Source organism: Burkholderia puraquae, from assembly GCF_002099195.1.
GTDB lineage: Bacteria > Pseudomonadota > Gammaproteobacteria > Burkholderiales > Burkholderiaceae > Burkholderia > Burkholderia puraquae.
In genome coordinates this window covers 359893-376149 of record NZ_NBYX01000002.1, presented here as the reverse complement: position 1 = coordinate 376149, position 16257 = coordinate 359893, and the positions used below count along the sequence as shown (strand labels likewise).

Sequence of the window (16257 nt, the reverse complement as noted above, 5' to 3'; positions counted from 1 at the left end):
CCGGCGGCTTCAGCGATGCGCGTCGATCACGCCGACGGCCAGTTCGGCGAGCCGCCCGGCCATTGCACCGACGCGCAGCGCCTGCTCGCTCGACGCGTTGCCCTGCAGCGCGCGCGCCTTCACACCCTGCGCGATCGACGCGAGCCGGAAGAAACTGAATGCGAGGTAGAAGTGCCAGTCGCGGATCGGCTCGATGCCGCGCAGTTCGCAATAGCGCGCGACGATCGCCGCTTCGTCCGGCACGCCGAGTTCGGCGCGATCCTGGCCCGCGAGCCCGCGCACCTGCCCGCCGGACGGCAGCCGCAGGCACATGCAGAGATACGCGAGATCGGCGAGCGGGTTGCCGAGCGTCGACAGTTCCCAGTCGAGCACGGCCTGCACGCGATAGCTGTCGCGCGCGAACATCAGGTTGTCGATCCGGAAATCGCCGTGCACCAGTGCCGGCCGGCCCGTGTCCTCCGGGCACGCCTTCGGCAGCCAGTCGATCAGCGTTTCCATCGCGTCGATGCGCTCCGTTTCTGCCGCGCGGTACTGCTTCGTCCACACGCCGATCTGGCGCTCGAAGTAGTTGCCCGGGCGGCCGTAGTCGGCGAGGCCCACCGCATCGACATCGATGTCGTGCAACGCGGCCATCGTTTTCAGCAACGCGTCGTAGCACGCCGCGCGATCGGCCTTCGGCAGTTCCGGCAGCGCCGGATCCCAGAAGATCCGGCCGTCCTCGAAGCTCATCACGTAGAACAGGCTGCCGATCACGTCGCGGTCTTCGCAGAGGTGATACGGACGCGCGACCGGCACCGCGGTGCCCGACAGCGCGGTGAGCACGCGGAATTCGCGGTCGACCGCGTGCGCAGACTTCAGCAGTTCGCCCGGCGGCTGGCGGCGCAGCACGTAGCGGCCGCTCTTCGCGTGCAGCAGGAAAGTCGGATTCGACTGGCCGCCGGCAAACTTCTCCGTGTCGACCGGGCCTTCGAAGCCCGGCACGTGCGCTTCCAGATAGCGCGTGAGGCGGGCTACGTCGAGTTGCTGGGTAGGGTTCGTCATCGTCGCGATCGTTCGTGGGTCAGCCGTAGGTTCGCAGTGCATGTCGTTCGGGATCCTCCAGATGCGGGATACCGTTGAACGACGCGAGGTGGAACGCATCGGCGTTGAAGAAAAACTGCGAAAGGCTGCTGTTGCGGATCTGCAGGTTCAGCGCGATCGCGCTCGACGGCGGGGCGGCCAGCACCTGCTGCACGGTGACCGCGATCGGGCCGCCGGAGCTCACCGCCAGCACGCGCTGGCTGCCGCCGTGGCGGATCGCCGCGCGGGCATCGGCCACGCGCTGCTGGAAGTGTGCCCAGGTCTCGGGCGCCGATTCGCCGAGCTTGTCTTCCGACCAGAGCTGCAGCACCTGCCGAAGCGCGCGGAAATGCTCCTTCATCGAGCCGGCCGCGAGGCGGGCGATGTCGGGGTAGTCGTGCGCGGCGGCCGCGAACAGGCCGTGGAAGTCGTATTCGTTCAGGCCCGGGTGGCGGTCGACGGGCGCGCCTTCGCGGCCCATCCCGCGCAGGATCGCGTCGACCGTCTGTGCGTGGCGGTTCAGCGTGCCGCAGATCACGCGGTCGAATGTGAGCGCTTGCTGCGCGAAGTATTCGCCGAGCCAGACGCCCTGCTGCTCGCCCGCCGCGGACAACCGGTCGTAGTCGTCCGTGCCGAAGGACGCCTGCCCGTGCCGTACCAGAAAAAGTTCAGCCATCGCCTGCCCGCCAGATCAGAAGGATTCAGCATAGGGGGCGGGGACGCATTTTTAAACTTTATTTTCTGAATCCTGGGGTATTCATTTCGTGAATTCACCCCGCTCCGGGCCTTGCCGCTGTTCGGGCCGCGTCATCGCGGCACACGCATTGCTCCAATCGCCTCCGGCGGGAGAACCGCGATGTTCAATCCATTCCAGGAGGGGTGCGATGCTCGGTACGATCCTTATCATCATTCTGATTCTGATACTCATCGGTGCGTTTCCTGCATGGCCCCACAGCCGAAGTTGGGGCTACTGGCCCTCGAGCACCGTCGGGCTCATCGTCATCATCGTCGTCGTGCTCGTGCTGCTGGATCGCATCTGAGCCTGCGGCGTGACAGCCGGGCCGGCCGGGTTTCACATGAAATAATGACGACCGGCCCTGCCAGCCATGCACGAACGTTTCCGTCCCGACACCTGGATGGCCGGCAGTCGATTCACGGAAACGACGCGAACCGCGCGTCGTCGATCATCGTTACCCACGAAATAGGCAACCCTTGACCTCCGACGGCGAAACGAAGCTGGATCAGGCTGCGGGTTCGGACGGGTGGTGCACGTTCGACGATCCGTCACGCGAGTGCGATACGGATCACGCACGCATCCAGGCGGAACTTGAAACCGAAATCCACCCCGAGCATCCGTTCTACCGGCGCAATCTCAAAGTGATCGCTCACGCACTGGGTTGCGACGACGTGATCTGCACCCATGTCGACGAGCCTGGCCGTTATTCGGTGCTGCATCTCACCTGGGGCGGGCGCCCCGAGATCGGCACCTGTCCCACCATCGATTTCGATGGCGACAGGCACGGGGTCGCGAAGTATTTCGACTATTCATAGGTGCGTTGCGGCGGCTTCCGTTTCTACGGATCGGGAAGCGGTGTGCTACCGGATCGTGCGCTGCATGACGATCACGTCGCCGGAAAACCTCGGATTCACCGTGCGACGAATCTCGTCGAAGCCTTCGCGCTGCCAGAAGGCCTGGGCTCGAGGATTGGTCGAAATGACGGCCAGTTGCGCGACGCGGTAGCCCCATTTCCTCCCCATGTCGAGGAGCAGCCCCAACGCGGCCTTGCCGTAACCGCGCCGCTGATGCGCTTCCGAGAGCAACAGCAGACCGATCCAAAGGCAGTCGTCGTCCGGATAGGCCCGGATGACATCCGCGCAGCCGATCATGTGCTGGTCGACGCACAACCCGAACACCGATTTGTCGGCCGCCGCCTTGGCGGCAGGCTTGCCGTCGAAAAAATCGTCGACGTCTTCCTCGGTCGGCAAACGGCCTTCGACGGTTTGCGCGTACGAAGGCGCTTCGGTGAAGACACGCCAGACGTCGGCACGGTCGCTGGCCGACTCGCCGGAAAGCGGGTGAAGGGTGAGCATCAGCATTAGATGGCCGCTGGAGACAGGAAAGCCGATTTTAGGGCGAACGGCATTCCTCAGGCGTTACGCTTTCGGGCCACACCGCAGCCCGCTTGCACCCAGCCTCCGCACCCGCCGCTGCCCACCGCGCTCGACACGCGATGACCGCCGCCCCACCTCTGCTCGACGGCGTTTCCCATGCGGTAGTATGGCGACTCGATGGAAACCCCGATGGACGCACACGAATGGCCCTGCCTGATCTCCCGCCCCCTTCCAGCGCCGGCCAGGACGCCCAGGCGCTCGTCCTCATCGCCGAGGACGAACCCGAGATCGCCGAGATCCTGACCGCCTATCTCGCGCGCGGCGGCCTGCGCACCGTGCACGCCGCCGACGGCCGCCGCGCACTGGAACTGCACCTGCAACTGAAGCCCGACCTCGTGCTGCTCGACGTGCAGATGCCGCACGTCGACGGCTGGAAGGTGCTCGCCGAAATCCGTCATCGCGGCGACACGCCCGTGATCATGCTGACCGCGCTCGACCAGGACATCGACAAGCTCACCGGCCTGCGCATCGGCGCCGACGACTACGTGGTGAAGCCGTTCAATCCCGCCGAAGTCGTCGCGCGCGCGCAGGCGGTGCTGCGCCGTTCGATGGCCGGCGCCCGCCAGGAAGAACAGCGCGTGCTGCGGGTCGCGCCGTTCGAGATCGATCTCGAACACCACGAAGCCACGCTCGAAGTGGGCAGCGAGCGGCACACGCTCGTGCTGACGCTCACCGAGTTCAAGCTGCTCGCGCAGCTTGCGCGCGCGCCGCGGCGCGTGTTCAGCCGCGCCGAGCTGATGGCCACCTGCCTGCCGGAAGGCGACGCGCTGGAACGCACGGTGGACAGCCACGTCAGCAAGCTGCGCAAGAAGCTGGACGATCTCGGCATGCCGGGCGTACCCGTCAGCGTGCGCGGCGTCGGCTACAAGCTCTGGAGCTGAGCGTGAAGCTCGATGGCCTGAGCCGGCAGATCGCGCTGACGATGGCCGGGATGGTGTTCGGCGTGACGCTGCTGATGGTGCTCACCGCCATCGTCTTCTACTACGTCGCGTTCAACTACTGGCCCGCGCATTTCGACACGAAGAACTGGCTGCCGACCGCGCCGGAATGGCTGTGGCTGATCGCAACCACGTCGGTTGGCCTCGTGCTGTCGGTCGCGGTCGCCGTCAATCTCGCGCGCCGCATCCTCGTGCCGCTCAATTCGGTCACGGACAGCATTCGCCGCGTCGCGCGCGGCGATCTCGGCGCACGCGCCGTTGCAGGCGACCGGTCGCTGCACGAAGCCGCGCTGCTCGCCGACCACTTCAACGCGCTCGCCGACGAGCTGCAGCGCGTGACCAACGAGCAGACGATCTGGAACGCCGCGATCGCGCACGAGCTGCGCACGCCCGTCACCGTGCTGCGCGGGCGCCTGCAGGGGCTCGCCGAAGGCGTGTTCAAACCCGACGAAGCACAGTTCCGCAGCCTGCTCACGCAGGTCGAAGGGCTGACGCGGCTGATCGAGGATCTGCGCGTGGTCAGCCTCGCGGATAGCGGCCACCTGAGCATCGAGATCCGCGACACCGATCTCGCCGCCGAGGTGCGCGCCATGGTCGACGTATTCGCCCATGCAATGCATGGCGCCGGCCAGCATCCGGTGCTCGATCTCGACCCGCGGCCCATGCGCTGCGACCCGGTGCGCATCCGTCAGGCACTGCTCGCGTTGCTGGAAAACGCGCGCCGCCATGCGGTACCCGGCACGATCCGGATCCAGACATGCGTCGAACAGGGCATGTGCCGGCTGCGCGTGGAAGACGACGGCCCCGGCATCCCGGCCGATTTCGCACCGCACGTGTTCAAAGCATTCCGGCGCGCCGACGAATCGCAGCCCGGTGGCAGCGGCCTCGGGCTCGCGGTCGTCGCTGCAATCGCGCATGCACATCATGGCGAAGCCGTCTGCGTGCCGACCGGCGCGGGCGGTACGCGATTCGAATTGCAGTGGCCCGAGAACCTCGTGCCGGCACCCGAGAACGAACGCTTTCCGGCTTAATACGCCGCCTGCAGTTGCGCCCGTGCCGTCGTGCCGTTGCGCCGTCGTGCCGTCACGCGCGCGGTTCGCGCCCGACCTGTTCGAGCGGCGGGTTGAACCCGAGCACCGTGTACTCCAGCACGGACACCGTCCCTTTCCCGGCCGCGCCCTGCACGACGACCGCGCGCACCGCACCGGCCCGGTCGAATTTCAGGCGGGTGCCGACGGTCGCGTTGCGCAGCGCTTCCAGCTCCTCGATCCGCGCGATCGCCAGCTTGCGCACCGCGCCGGACACGTACACCGGCAGGAACACCAGCGCGATGAAGATCGACACCGCGTCCTTCGAGGCGGTGTCGAGCACCGGCTGACCCGACATCACGAGCGACAGCGACGTCGCGGCGACGAAGATCGCCAGGACAGTCGCCCCCACGCCGAGCGACGAGAACCGCTCGGCCGCCTTCTTCATGCGTGCCTTCACGAGCGCGCGCGTGGTCGCGGCGGGCACCAGCCACTCGCGCTGCGCGCCGTGGTACCCGGCAAAGCCGAGGAACAGCGTCGCGACGGCGCTGATGCCGATGCTCGTGTACAGCGCATCGAAAATCATGCAGACGAATTCGAGCACGAACACGATCACCGGCGGCCACAGCAGCAGGCGGAACGAATAGCCGTCGCGGCCGTGCCCGCGGATCCACCATTTCACCGGTGGCCACTCCCAGAAACGGCTCTCGCGGCGGAGTGAGAGTTCTTCGTCGTCGGTCAATTCTTCACCTGTGGTGCTCCGTTGCGTCGGGTACGGCCGATGCGGCTGAAACCGGAATGAATACCTGGGGTTATCGATTGATCCCAAAGATTCATTAGACAGTGTCTCCGCCGCCGCGCGATGCTGGCCCGGCCAGTGAACGCGGCGTCATTGCCACGCCGCGCACGAGAATGGAGTGAGACACATGCCTAACGACCACCGTCAACGGCGCCACACGCTGTGGCTGCTGTGCGCGCTTTCGTTCATCCTGTACGTCGACCGCGTCAACCTCGCGACCGCGGCCGGCGCGATCAAGGCCGAGCTCGGCTTGTCGAACACCGAACTTGGCGTCGCATTCTCCGCGTTCGCGTATTCGTATGCAATCTGCCAGATCGGCGGCGGCTGGATCGCCGACCGGTTCGGCGCGCGCATCACGCTGATCGGCTGCGGGCTGATCTGGGTCGTGTCGACCTTCGCCACCGGGCTCGTGCACAGCCTCGGGCTGCTGTTCGCCGCGCGCCTGCTGCTCGGCATCGGCGAAGGCGCGACGCTGCCCGCCCAGGCCCGCGCGATCACCCACTGGTTCCCGCGCGAGCGGCGCGGCGTCGTGCAGGGCTTCACGCATTCGTTCTCGCGGCTCGGCAACGCGGTCACGCCGCCGATCGTCGCCGCGCTGATGACCTGGCTGTCGTGGCGCGCGGCGTTCTTCGTGATCGGCGCGGTCACGCTGGTGTGGCTCGCGTGGTGGATCGTCGGCTTCCGCGAACATCCGCTCGGCGACGACGCCGGCCACGGCCGCACACGCGCCGCCCGCCCCGCGCCGCCCGCCGGCCCGACGCCGTGGGGGCCGCTGTTCCGCCGGATGGCGCCGACCATCTTCGTCTACTTCTGCTACGGCTGGACTGCTTGGCTGTTCTTCACATGGCTGCCGACGTTCTTCCTGAACGGCCAGGGCCTGAACCTGAAGTCGACCGCATTGTTCGCGTCCGGCGTGTTCTTCGCGGGCGTGGTCGGCGACACGCTCGGCGGCTGGCTGTGCGACCGGATCTACCGGAAGACCGGCAACCTCGCGCTGTCGCGCCAGAGCGTGATCGTCGCGAGCTTCGCCGGCGCGCTCGTGTGCCTGCTGCCGCTCGCGGCCGTGCACTCGACGGCCGGCGTCGCGCTGTGCCTGTCGGGGTCGTTCCTGTGCCTCGAACTGACGATCGGGCCGATCTGGGCCGTGCCGAGCGACATCGCGCCGACCCACGCCGGCATCGCGAGCGGGATGATGAACGCCGGTTCCGCGATCTCGGGGATCCTGTCGCCGATCCTGTTCGGCTTTCTCGTCGATCGCACGGGCAGCTGGACCGTGCCATTCATCGGCTCGGTCGCGATGCTGCTGATCGGCATCGTCGCCGCGCTGCGGATTCGCCCGGAACGCACGCTGGCGGAATCGATGCCGGCGCTCGCCGACGCGCCCGCCGCGCCGTCGGCACACTGAAGCGGTTCGCTCAGGGTTCGCCTGCGTCAACCGTCTCTCCGGCGCCGCCATCACGCTTCGCCGCGTTCCGCGACGGTGGTGCATGACCGGCTCGGCTGGTTCGGCTGGTTCGGCTGGTTCGGCTGACTTGGCTGACTTGGCTGACTTGGCCGGCTCGGTTGACTCGGCTGACTCGGTTGACTCGGTTGACTCGGTTGACTCGGTTGACTCGGTTGACTCGGTTGACTCGGTTGACTCGGTTGACTCGGTTGACTCGGTTGACTCGGTTGACTCGGTTGACTCGGTTGACTCGGTTGACTCGGCTGGCCCGGCTGGCCCGGCCTGCTCGGCTGGTTCGGCCGGCGTGGTTGACTCGGCTGGCGCGGCTGGCGCGGCTGATTCGGCCAGCGCGGTTGGCGCGGCTGGCTCGGCCGCCTCGGCTGGCAAACCGCCCCATTAAGCGCCGCCGTCATCTCCGGCTCCTTCGCGGTGAAACAGCGCGAGAAACTGCTGCGCGGGAATGCTGAGCGGCCGGTCGCGCCGCACGAGGCTGCCGTACGACGGCAGCTTCTGTTCGAGCGTGTAGTCGATGATCGCGACGAGCCCGTGCTCCGCATTGCGCTGCGCCACCGTCAGCGGAATCACGCCGAGCATCGGCGAACGGTCGACGAGGTTCATCGTGGTCAGGATCGACCCCGTTTCGACCAGCCCGCGCGGCATCGGCTGGTGCCGGGCGCTGAACTCGCGCTCGACGACCTCACGCGCCGGGCTGCCGGCCGGCTGCAGGATCCACGCGTAATCGAGCAGCGCATCGAATGCCACCGGCCCCGCGCCCGCGAGCGGATGGTCGCGGCCCGCGATGATCGCGAGCGCCTCGTCGGCGACCACGCGGAAGTCGCAATCGGTTCCGACGTGGCGACCGATCACCACTTCGAGCACGCCTTCGCGCAGCTGCGGCATCAGCCGGTCGCTCGTATCCACCGCGATATCGATCGCCAGCAGCGGGTAACGCGCCTTCAACTGCACCAGCGCCTCGGTGAGCCGCCCCGGCGACGCCGCCATGATGCTGCCGATCGCCAGCCGCCCCGCGCTGCCGAGCTGCAGTTCGCCGAGCTCGCGATTCAGCGCCTCCATGCTGCCGCGGATACCGCGGAAATAGCCGAGCACGCGCTCGCCGGCCGGGTTCAGCACGAGCCCGCGCCCGACGCGATCGAACAGCCGCTGGCCGAGCGCGCTCTCCAGTTCGGCCAGCATCTTCGTCGCCGCCGGCTGCGTGAGGCCCATCTGCTCGGCCGCCGCGCGCAGCGTCGAACACTCGTCCACGGCCAGCAGCAGCGCGATCTGCCGCATGCGCAGCCGGTTCAGCAACTGCGGGGTCGAGTCTCGTCGGTCGATCGAGCCCATCTCTGATTACTCCAGGTTATCGATTCATCAAGAGTTTTCAATTTACCGACTCATTCCGTCTACCTAGCATGAACCCCATAGACAAACGGCCACGCGCCGCCACCGGAGACACCGCATGCACGCCCCCTCGTCCACCGCCGCCCTGCCCGTCGTCGCGCTGACGCTCGGCGACCCCGCCGGCATCGGCGCCGAACTGATCGCGAAACTGCTCGCGCGCCCCGACGCAACTTCCCGCGCGAATCTCGTGCTGATCGGCGATCGCTGGCTGTGGGAAGCCGGCCAGCGCGTCGCCGGCGTGACGGTCGACGTCGAACCCGTCGCATCGCTCGCCGCCGCGCGCGGCCGGCCGTCGACCGCGCGCGCCGCGTTCGTCGCCATCGACACGATCGATCCGGCCGACGTCACGGTCGGGCAGCCCGGCGCGGCCGGCGGCCGTTCGACGCTGACCGTGCTCGACCTGTGCGTCGACGCGGCGCTCGCCGGCGACATCGACGCGATCTGCTTCGCGCCGCTGAACAAGTACGCGATGAAGCTCGGCGGGCTGAAGCACGAGGACGAACTGCACCACTTCGCCGAAGCGCTCGGCGTGACCGGCTACTTCTGCGAATTCAACACGCTCGGCGAGCTGTGGACCGCGCGCATCTCGTCGCACATTCCGCTGAAGGATGCGCCGGGCTACCTGAGCATCGAGCGGATCGAACAGGCCTCCGAACTGATCTACCGGTCGCTGCTCGCGAACGGTGTCGCCGCGCCGAAGGTGGCGATCGCCGCGTTCAACCCGCACGGCGGCGACGGCGGCAGCTGCGGCCGCGAGGAAGTCGACATCATCGAGCCGGCCGTGCGCAAGCTGCAGTCGCGCGACTGGCCGACCGACGCGCCGTTCCACGGCCCGTTCCCCGCCGACACGATCTTCCTGAAGGCGCAGGCCGGCGACTACCAGGCGATCGTCACGATGTACCACGACCAGGGGCAGATCGCGATCAAGCTGCTCGGCTTCTCGCGCGGCGTGACCGTGCAGGGCGGGCTACCCGTGCCGATCACGACGCCCGCGCACGGCACCGCATACGACATCGCGGGCCGCGGCACGGCCGACGTCGGCGCCACCTGGCAGGCGCTGCAGATCGCATGCCGGATGGGCGCCGCGCGCCGCACTTCCGCCGTTTCTGCGTGACGTTCGCACGCCTTCCACACACGACAACATCGATTACCGGAGACACCATCATGAAGATCCGTTCCGTACGCGCCCGCGTATTCCAGTGGAAAGGCAAGACCGTGCCGCCCCAGGGCAACTTCTGCTCGAACGCGATGGACCTGCTGTATGCGCCGCAGGAAACGATGAGCACGTTCCGCTTCCATTCGTGGACGGTTGTCGAAGTCGAGACCGACGACGGCATCGTCGGCCTCGGCAATGTCGCGCTCGCGCCGCATGTCGCGAAGGTGATCATCGACCAGTACCTCGCGCCGCTCGTGATCGGCCAGGATCCGTGGGACTACGAATACCTGAACCAGCGGATGTATCGCGCAACCCATGCGTGGGGCCGCAAGGGCATCGGCATGGCGGCGATCTCGGCGGTCGACATCGCGATCTGGGACATCCTCGGCAAGAGCGTCGGCAAGCCCGTGTTCAAGCTGCTCGGCGGCCGCACCAAGGAAAAGATCCCCTGCTACTACTCGAAGCTCTACCGCACCGACCTGAAGGAAATGCAGGACGAGGCGCAGCGCTACCTGAAGGAAGGCTTCCGCGCGTTCAAGATGCGTTTCGGCTACGGGCCCGCGCACGGGCAGCAAGGCGTGGCCGAGAACCTGAAGTCGGTCGCGGCGATCCGCGAGGTGATCGGCTACGACAACGACCTGATGCTCGAGTGCTACATGGGCTGGAACCTCGAGTACGCGAAGCGCATCCTGCCGAAGCTCGAGAAATACCAGCCGCGCTGGCTCGAGGAGCCGGTGATCGCCGACGACATCGACGGCTACGCGGAGCTGAACCAGCTGACGCGCATTCCGATCTCCGGCGGCGAGCACGAGTTCTCGCTGTACGGTTTCAAGCAACTGCTGGATCGCAAGGCGGTGTCGGTCGTCCAGTACGACACGAACCGGGTCGGCGGGATCACGATGGCGCACAAGATCAACGCGCTGTGCGAGGCGTACAGCGTGCCGGTGATTCCGCACGCGGGCCAGATGCACAACTACCACTTGACGATGAGCACGCTCGCATCGCCGATGAGCGAGTACTTCCCGATGTTCGACGTCGAGGTCGGCAACGAGCTGTTCTACTACATCTTCGACGGCGAGCCGGTGGCCGAGAACGGCTTCGTGCAACTGCGCGACGACGTGCCGGGCCTCGGCCTCACGCTGAAGACCGAATTCCTCGACCAGTTCGACATCGTCGAGTGAGGCCAGCCATGAACGCACGCTACCAGGGCGTCTTTCCGGTCGCGCCGACGATCTTCGACGCAACCGGCGCGCTCGATCTCGACGGCCAGCGCCGCTGCCTCGAGTTCATGATCGACGCCGGCTCGCAGGGCCTCTGCATCCACGCGAACTACTCCGAGCAATTCGCGCTCGGCGACGACGAACGCGACCTGATCACGCGCGCCACGCTCGAGCACGTCGCGGGCCGCGTGCCGGTGATCGTCACGACGTCGCACTTCAGCGCGCGGATCTGCGCGGAACGCAACCGGCGCGCACAGGCGCTCGGCGCAGCAATGGTGATGGTGATGCCGCCGTACCACGGCGCGACGTTCCGCGTGCCCGAAGCGCAGGTGCGCGCGTTCTTCCGCGAAGCCGCCGACGGCCTCGACATTCCGCTGATGATCCAGGACGCGCCCGCGAGCGGCGTCGCGCTGCCAGCGCCGCTTCTCGCCGCGCTCGCCCGCGAAATCGACGCGGTGTCGTACTTCAAGATCGAGACGGCCGGCGCCGCGTCGAAGCTGCGCGAGCTGATCGCGCTCGGCGGCGACGCGATCGAGGGGCCGTGGGACGGCGAGGAAGGCATCACGCTGCTCGCCGATCTCGATGCCGGCGCGACCGGCGCGATGACGGGCGGCGGCTATCCGGACGGGATTCGCCGGATCACCGACGCGTATTTCGCCGGCCGCCGCGACGAAGCGGCCGAGCAGTACGCGCGCTGGCTGCCGCTGATCAACTACGAGAACCGCCAGTCGGGTTTCCTGACCGCGAAGGCGCTGATGCGCGAAGGCGGCGTGATCGCGTGCGACCAGCCGCGCTCGCCGTGGCCCGAGCTGCATCCGCAGGTGCGCGCCGGTTTGCTCGATGCGGCGCGGCGGCTCGATCCGCTCGTGCTGCGCTGGGGGCGCTAGCCATCGGTTCACACGTGCAACGCCGCAGAGCGTTGCGCATCGGCGGCCGGTGCGACACCGGCGCGTCACGGCGTGACAGCGGTTCATCAGAAGACCGCCGCCGCCCATCACCAAGATCGGAGACACCATGACCCTGTTGAACCCGGCCACCCCGGCATACGAAGCCGGCGAAGCCATTCCGCGCCGCCGCTGGCTGCGCGTGATTCCGCCGCTGCTGCTCGCCTGCATCATTTCCTACATGGACCGCGTGAACATCGCGTTCGCGATGCCCGGCGGGATGAACGCCGATCTCGGCATGGACGCGACGATGGCCGGGCTCGCCGGCGGCATCTTCTTCTTCGGCTACCTGTTCCTGCAGATTCCCGGCGGCCGGCGCGCGGCGCTCGGCAGCGGCAAGACCTTCATCGCGTGGTCGCTCGTGAGCTGGGCCGTGCTGTCGGTGCTGACCGGCCTCGTCACGCATACCTGGCAACTGCTGACGCTGCGCTTCCTGCTCGGCGTGGCCGAGGGCGGGATGCTGCCCGTCGTGCTGACGATGGTCAGCCACTGGTTTCCCGACCGCGAACGCGGCCGCGCGAATGCGATGGTCATCATGTTCGTGCCGCTCGCCGGCATGATCACCGCGCCGTTGTCCGGCTTCATCCTCGCCGCGTACGACTGGCATCACCTGTTCTTCAGCGCGGGCGCGCTGTCGCTGCTGTGCCTCGTCGTGTGGCTGCTGTTCGCCGACGACGGCCCGGAGACCGCGCGCTGGGTGTCGCCGCGCGAGAAGGTCTACATCCTCGACGCACTGCGCGACGAGCAGGAACGCAAGCGTGCGGCTGGCACACCGGCCGCCGCGTCGTTCGGCGAGATGCTGCGCAACCCGACGATCTGGCTGCTGATCGCGATCAACTTCTGCTATCAGGTCGGCATCTACGGCTATACGATGTGGTTGCCGACCCTGCTGAAAAACCTCACGCACGGCGGGATGGGAAAGATCGGCCTGCTCGCGATGCTGCCGTATGTCGCGATGGTGATCGGGATGTTCGTCACGTCGTATTTGTCCGACCGAACCGGCAAGCGCCGCCTGTTCGTGCTGCTCCCGCTGGTCGGCTTCGCCGCGTGCCTGGCGCTGTCGGTGCTCACGCATGCGTCGATGGCCGTGTCGTTCGCGTTCCTGATCGGCTGCGGCTTCTTCCTGCAGGCGGCCGCCGGCGTGTTCTGGGCGATTCCGCCGAAGCTCTGCAGCGTCGAGACGGCCGGCAGCGCGCGCGGCCTGATCAACGCGCTCGGCAATCTCGGCGGCTTCTGCGGCCCGTACGCGGTCGGCGTGCTGACCCAGCACGTGAGCGCAGCGGCCGGCGTGTACAGCCTCGCGATCACGCTCGCGGTGGCCGGCCTGCTCGCGCTGACGCTGCCGCAACGCTGCGAGGACTGAGTCCGGATCCACGAAACCGCAGGCTTGCTGACGAATTGACGGAGACACCACCATGAACGACATCCTGTTGCTGGTGCAGAAATGCGCCCACACCTTCAGCTTCTACGACCTCGACACGAAAGCCGCGCTCAAGCACGTCGTGCTGCCGAACTTCCCGCACGAGTTCACCGTCGACGTGAACGAGCGCTTTGCGTACGTCGGCATCTTCGGCATCGAGACCGCATGGTCGCGCGGCCATGAAGGCGATCACCGGATCGCCGAGATCGATCTCGTCGAACGCACGCACACGCGCATGCTCGACCTGTGGCCGTACTACCGGCCGCACGGGATGGCAAGCGACCGCGACGGCCGGCTGTACGCGATGAGCGAGGCGCACGACATGCTGCTCGTGTTCGACGAGCCGACGAGGCAGCCCGTGCCGAACATGGCCGTGCCGTCCGGCGGCGTGAAGACGCACCTCGTCACGCTCACGCGCGACGCGAGCCGCGCATACGGCGTGCATCTGCTGTCGAATACGGTCACGCAGTTCCATCCGCGCGATGCGACGGTCGCGCCGCGTGCGGTGATGCCCGGCCCGCGCCCCGAAGGCAATGCGCTGTCGAGCGACGAGCGCACGCTGTTCGTCGCGAATCGCGGCGACGATACGCTGGTCGAGATCGATACCGACACGATGACCTGCGGCCGCCGCGTGAAGACGCGCAGCGATCCGAACCGCATCTACCGCACGAGCGCACCGGACGGCCGCGACCTGCTGCTGCTGACCAATTCGGGCGAGCGGTCGATCTCCGTGTTCGATGCGCGCCAGCTCGAGGAGATCGAACGCATCGCGCTGCCCGCGAACCCGACCGCGCTGTCGTTCCATCCGTCGCGGCGCGTCGCGTACGTGTCGTTCCAGGACGACTACGTGCGCGAGCTCGATCTCGATACCTGGCAGTTCGTCGGCGCGTTGGCGACGCTGCGCGAGCCCGATGCGTCGTACGTGCTCGCCGGAGCGCGCTGACATGCGCGACGCATCGCCGCCCGACGGCATGCCGGATGCGCTCGTCGATGCGCATCACCACCTGTGGCGGCTCGATGCAGGCGCGCACTATCCGTGGCTGCAGGAACAGTACGATCCGGCGCGCTTCATGTTCGGCGACTACGCGGCGCTGTGCCGCGATTTCGGGGTGGGCGAGCTTCGGCACGCGGCGCAAGGTGCGCCGATCGTCGCCAGCGTGCACGTCGAGGCCGAACGCGCGCGCGACGAGGCGCTGGCGGAAACGCGCTGGCTGCATGAAGTCGCGGAGTCGCATGGGTTGCCGTCGGCGGTCGTCGCATGGGTCGACCTGCTCGCCAGCGATGCGGATGAACGGCTCGCCGAGCAGGCCGCATGGCCGCGCGTGCGCGGCGTGCGCTTCAAGCCGCGCACCTCGGCCGCGCCGGACGCGTCGATCGACGGGCCGGGCACGCTGCGCGATCCGCGCTGGCCGGCCGCGCTGCAACGCCTTGCCGCGCATGGCCTGTGCTGGGATCTGCGCGTGCCGTTCTGGCATCTCGAGGAGGCGGCCGCGCTGCTGGCCGATGCCCCTGATGTCGACGTCGTGCTCGAACATGCGGGGCTCCCGTGGGATCGCTCGGATGCGGGGCTCGCGCGCTGGCGGCGCGGCATGGAGGCGCTTGCCGCGTTGCCGCGCGTGGTCGTGAAGATTTCCGAACTCGGCCTGCGCGATGCGGTGTGGAGCGAGGCGGACAATGCACGAATCATCCGCGACACGATCGCGATATTCGGCGCGCAGCGCTGCCTGTTCGCCAGCAACTTTCCGGTGGCCGGCCTGCGCGTGTCGTATCCCGCGCTGCTGCGTACGTTCGCCTGTGCGATGGCCGACCTCGACGACGTCGAGCGCCGCGCGATCTGGCATGACAACGCGCTGCGGGTGTACCGGATCGCGCTCGACACGCCACACGGGCCGGCGCGCGAATCAGGCCGCGCGCGATAAATAGGTAAGTAGAGAAATTTCTCGTGGCGTCATTGTGTTTCCGCCAGTGAAAAAGGCCGGTCAGCACGTCGACCGGCCCAGCCATATACGATCACTGCCCCGCATCAGCCTCGATCGCGTCCGTGTCCCACTTCCCGCGTCGCATTGCCTCGGCCAGCATCCCCAAGGTCAGTGGCCGCCGCTCCGGGTGCCGGAGGCGCTTGACGAACAGCCCGATAAGTGACGACAGCAGTTCCTGACCTTCGGGGCCAATATAGCGCCGGTACGGGAATCCCTGGGCGTCGACGCCGAATGTCTCTGCCCACCTTTCGATGAACTCCACCCCATCGAGGCCCGTGACGCCGAGATCCTGCTCAAGTCGGGATTCCGGCTGCAGGTTCAGCTTGCCTCCGAGCAGCGGCCGACCGAGTTCTTCGCGTGTGAAGGCTTCCAGGCGTTCCCGGGTATCGTCTTTCATGGTTCAGAGCACCCGGTCCTCGGGCTTTACGATTCGGTTGCAGGTCGACACGGTGTTGCGCATGATCAGGTAGGCGTCGCGCGCCAGGAACACTTCGCCCACGACGGGGATCGCCCGACCGACCCACGCGCCGAGGCGACGAGTGAAGGCGATCCGAATACCGGACAACCCGACACCCGTGATCATCGGCAGGCGAAACGGCAACGTTCGAGGAAACAACTTCCGCGCTGCAAGTGAGGCGACGGACGCGCCCGATTCCGCCATGGCCGCTCTGCTGGCCGGCCGGCTCGCACGCTACCT

General features: G+C 67.5%; 17 protein-coding genes and 1 pseudogene. 11 read left to right on the top strand and 7 right to left on the bottom strand.

The features are described from left to right. Nucleotides 1–9: 9 nt before the first annotated feature. Both B7G54_RS06115 and B7G54_RS06110 read right to left on the bottom strand, forming a co-directional pair. Entirely contained in the window at nt 10–1041 is a 1032-nt protein-coding gene (locus tag B7G54_RS06115) for a phosphotransferase (protein ID WP_085038260.1), read from the bottom strand. 19 nt (nt 1042–1060) lie between these two features. Beyond that, the gene (locus B7G54_RS06110; protein WP_085038259.1) at nt 1061–1735 is read right to left on the bottom strand and encodes a histidine phosphatase family protein; all 675 of its coding nucleotides are present in this window, start codon (nt 1733–1735) and stop codon (nt 1061–1063) included. A 208-nt stretch (nt 1736–1943) separates the two neighbouring features. On the opposite strand from B7G54_RS06110, the gene B7G54_RS06105 reads away from it, so the two are divergent. Both B7G54_RS06105 and B7G54_RS06100 read left to right on the top strand, forming a co-directional pair. Then, nucleotides 1944–2099 (top strand): DUF3309 family protein, encoded by a 156-nt coding sequence (locus B7G54_RS06105; RefSeq protein WP_085038258.1) that lies wholly within the window; start codon nt 1944–1946, stop codon nt 2097–2099. A gap of 172 nt (nt 2100–2271) precedes the next feature. Then, entirely contained in the window at nt 2272–2610 is a 339-nt protein-coding gene (locus B7G54_RS06100) for a hypothetical protein (RefSeq protein ID WP_085038257.1), read from the top strand. Between the two features lie 45 nt (nt 2611–2655). On the opposite strand, the gene B7G54_RS06095 is transcribed toward B7G54_RS06100, so the two are convergent. Next, complete coding sequence (locus B7G54_RS06095; RefSeq protein ID WP_085038256.1) at nt 2656–3156, bottom strand: GNAT family N-acetyltransferase; 501 nt, start codon at nt 3154–3156, stop codon at nt 2656–2658. Between the two features lie 218 nt (nt 3157–3374). On the opposite strand from B7G54_RS06095, the gene B7G54_RS06090 reads away from it, so the two are divergent. Next, the gene (locus tag B7G54_RS06090; protein WP_106408942.1) at nt 3375–4112 is read left to right on the top strand and encodes a response regulator; all 738 of its coding nucleotides are present in this window, start codon (nt 3375–3377) and stop codon (nt 4110–4112) included. A 2-nt stretch (nt 4113–4114) separates the two neighbouring features. Then, on the top strand, nt 4115–5200 hold the full coding sequence (locus B7G54_RS06085) for an ATP-binding protein (RefSeq protein WP_085038255.1): 1086 nt from the start codon (nt 4115–4117) through the stop codon (nt 5198–5200). A 52-nt stretch (nt 5201–5252) separates the two neighbouring features. On the opposite strand, the gene B7G54_RS06080 is transcribed toward B7G54_RS06085, so the two are convergent. Continuing rightward, complete coding sequence (locus B7G54_RS06080) at nt 5253–5939, bottom strand: hypothetical protein (protein ID WP_085038254.1); 687 nt, start codon at nt 5937–5939, stop codon at nt 5253–5255. 184 nt (nt 5940–6123) lie between these two features. On the opposite strand from B7G54_RS06080, the gene B7G54_RS06075 reads away from it, so the two are divergent. Further along, a complete protein-coding gene (locus tag B7G54_RS06075) occupies nt 6124–7401 on the top strand; it encodes an MFS transporter (RefSeq protein WP_085038253.1) in 1278 nt (425 codons plus the stop codon). 435 nt (nt 7402–7836) lie between these two features. On the opposite strand, the gene B7G54_RS06070 is transcribed toward B7G54_RS06075, so the two are convergent. Continuing rightward, nucleotides 7837–8784 carry a LysR family transcriptional regulator gene (locus B7G54_RS06070; protein ID WP_085038252.1) on the bottom strand — a complete coding sequence of 316 codons (948 nt, stop codon included), beginning with the start codon at nt 8782–8784 and terminating at the stop codon, nt 7837–7839. 115 nt (nt 8785–8899) lie between these two features. Here B7G54_RS06070 and B7G54_RS06065 point away from each other — a divergent pair, with 115 nt between their 5' ends. The 6 genes from B7G54_RS06065 (at nt 8900) to B7G54_RS06040 (ending at nt 15500) form a co-directional block, all read left to right on the top strand. Further along, complete coding sequence (locus B7G54_RS06065) at nt 8900–9955, top strand: 4-hydroxythreonine-4-phosphate dehydrogenase PdxA (RefSeq protein WP_085038251.1); 1056 nt, start codon at nt 8900–8902, stop codon at nt 9953–9955. Nucleotides 9956–10005: 50 nt separating this feature from the next. Then, nucleotides 10006–11178: an L-rhamnonate dehydratase gene (locus B7G54_RS06060; protein WP_085038250.1), complete on the top strand. Its 1173-nt coding sequence runs from the start codon at nt 10006–10008 to the stop codon at nt 11176–11178. A gap of 8 nt (nt 11179–11186) precedes the next feature. Further along, nucleotides 11187–12104, top strand: coding sequence for a dihydrodipicolinate synthase family protein (locus tag B7G54_RS06055; RefSeq protein ID WP_085038249.1), 918 nt, complete (start codon nt 11187–11189; stop codon nt 12102–12104). A 127-nt stretch (nt 12105–12231) separates the two neighbouring features. Continuing rightward, nucleotides 12232–13524, top strand: coding sequence for an MFS transporter (locus B7G54_RS06050; RefSeq protein WP_085038248.1), 1293 nt, complete (start codon nt 12232–12234; stop codon nt 13522–13524). Between the two features lie 52 nt (nt 13525–13576). After that, nucleotides 13577–14524: a YncE family protein gene (locus tag B7G54_RS06045; protein ID WP_085038247.1), complete on the top strand. Its 948-nt coding sequence runs from the start codon at nt 13577–13579 to the stop codon at nt 14522–14524. Between the two features lies 1 nt (nt 14525). Next, nucleotides 14526–15500, top strand: coding sequence for an amidohydrolase family protein (locus B7G54_RS06040; protein ID WP_085038246.1), 975 nt, complete (start codon nt 14526–14528; stop codon nt 15498–15500). A 91-nt stretch (nt 15501–15591) separates the two neighbouring features. Here the strand turns inward: B7G54_RS06040 and B7G54_RS06035 are convergent, their stop codons facing one another. Next, a complete protein-coding gene (locus B7G54_RS06035) occupies nt 15592–15957 on the bottom strand; it encodes a DUF1493 family protein (protein ID WP_085038245.1) in 366 nt (121 codons plus the stop codon). 3 nt (nt 15958–15960) lie between these two features. Beyond that, a pseudogene (locus tag B7G54_RS40210) lies at nt 15961–16218 on the bottom strand (STM2901 family protein); the annotation flags it as partial. Nucleotides 16219–16257: the final 39 nt, after the last annotated feature.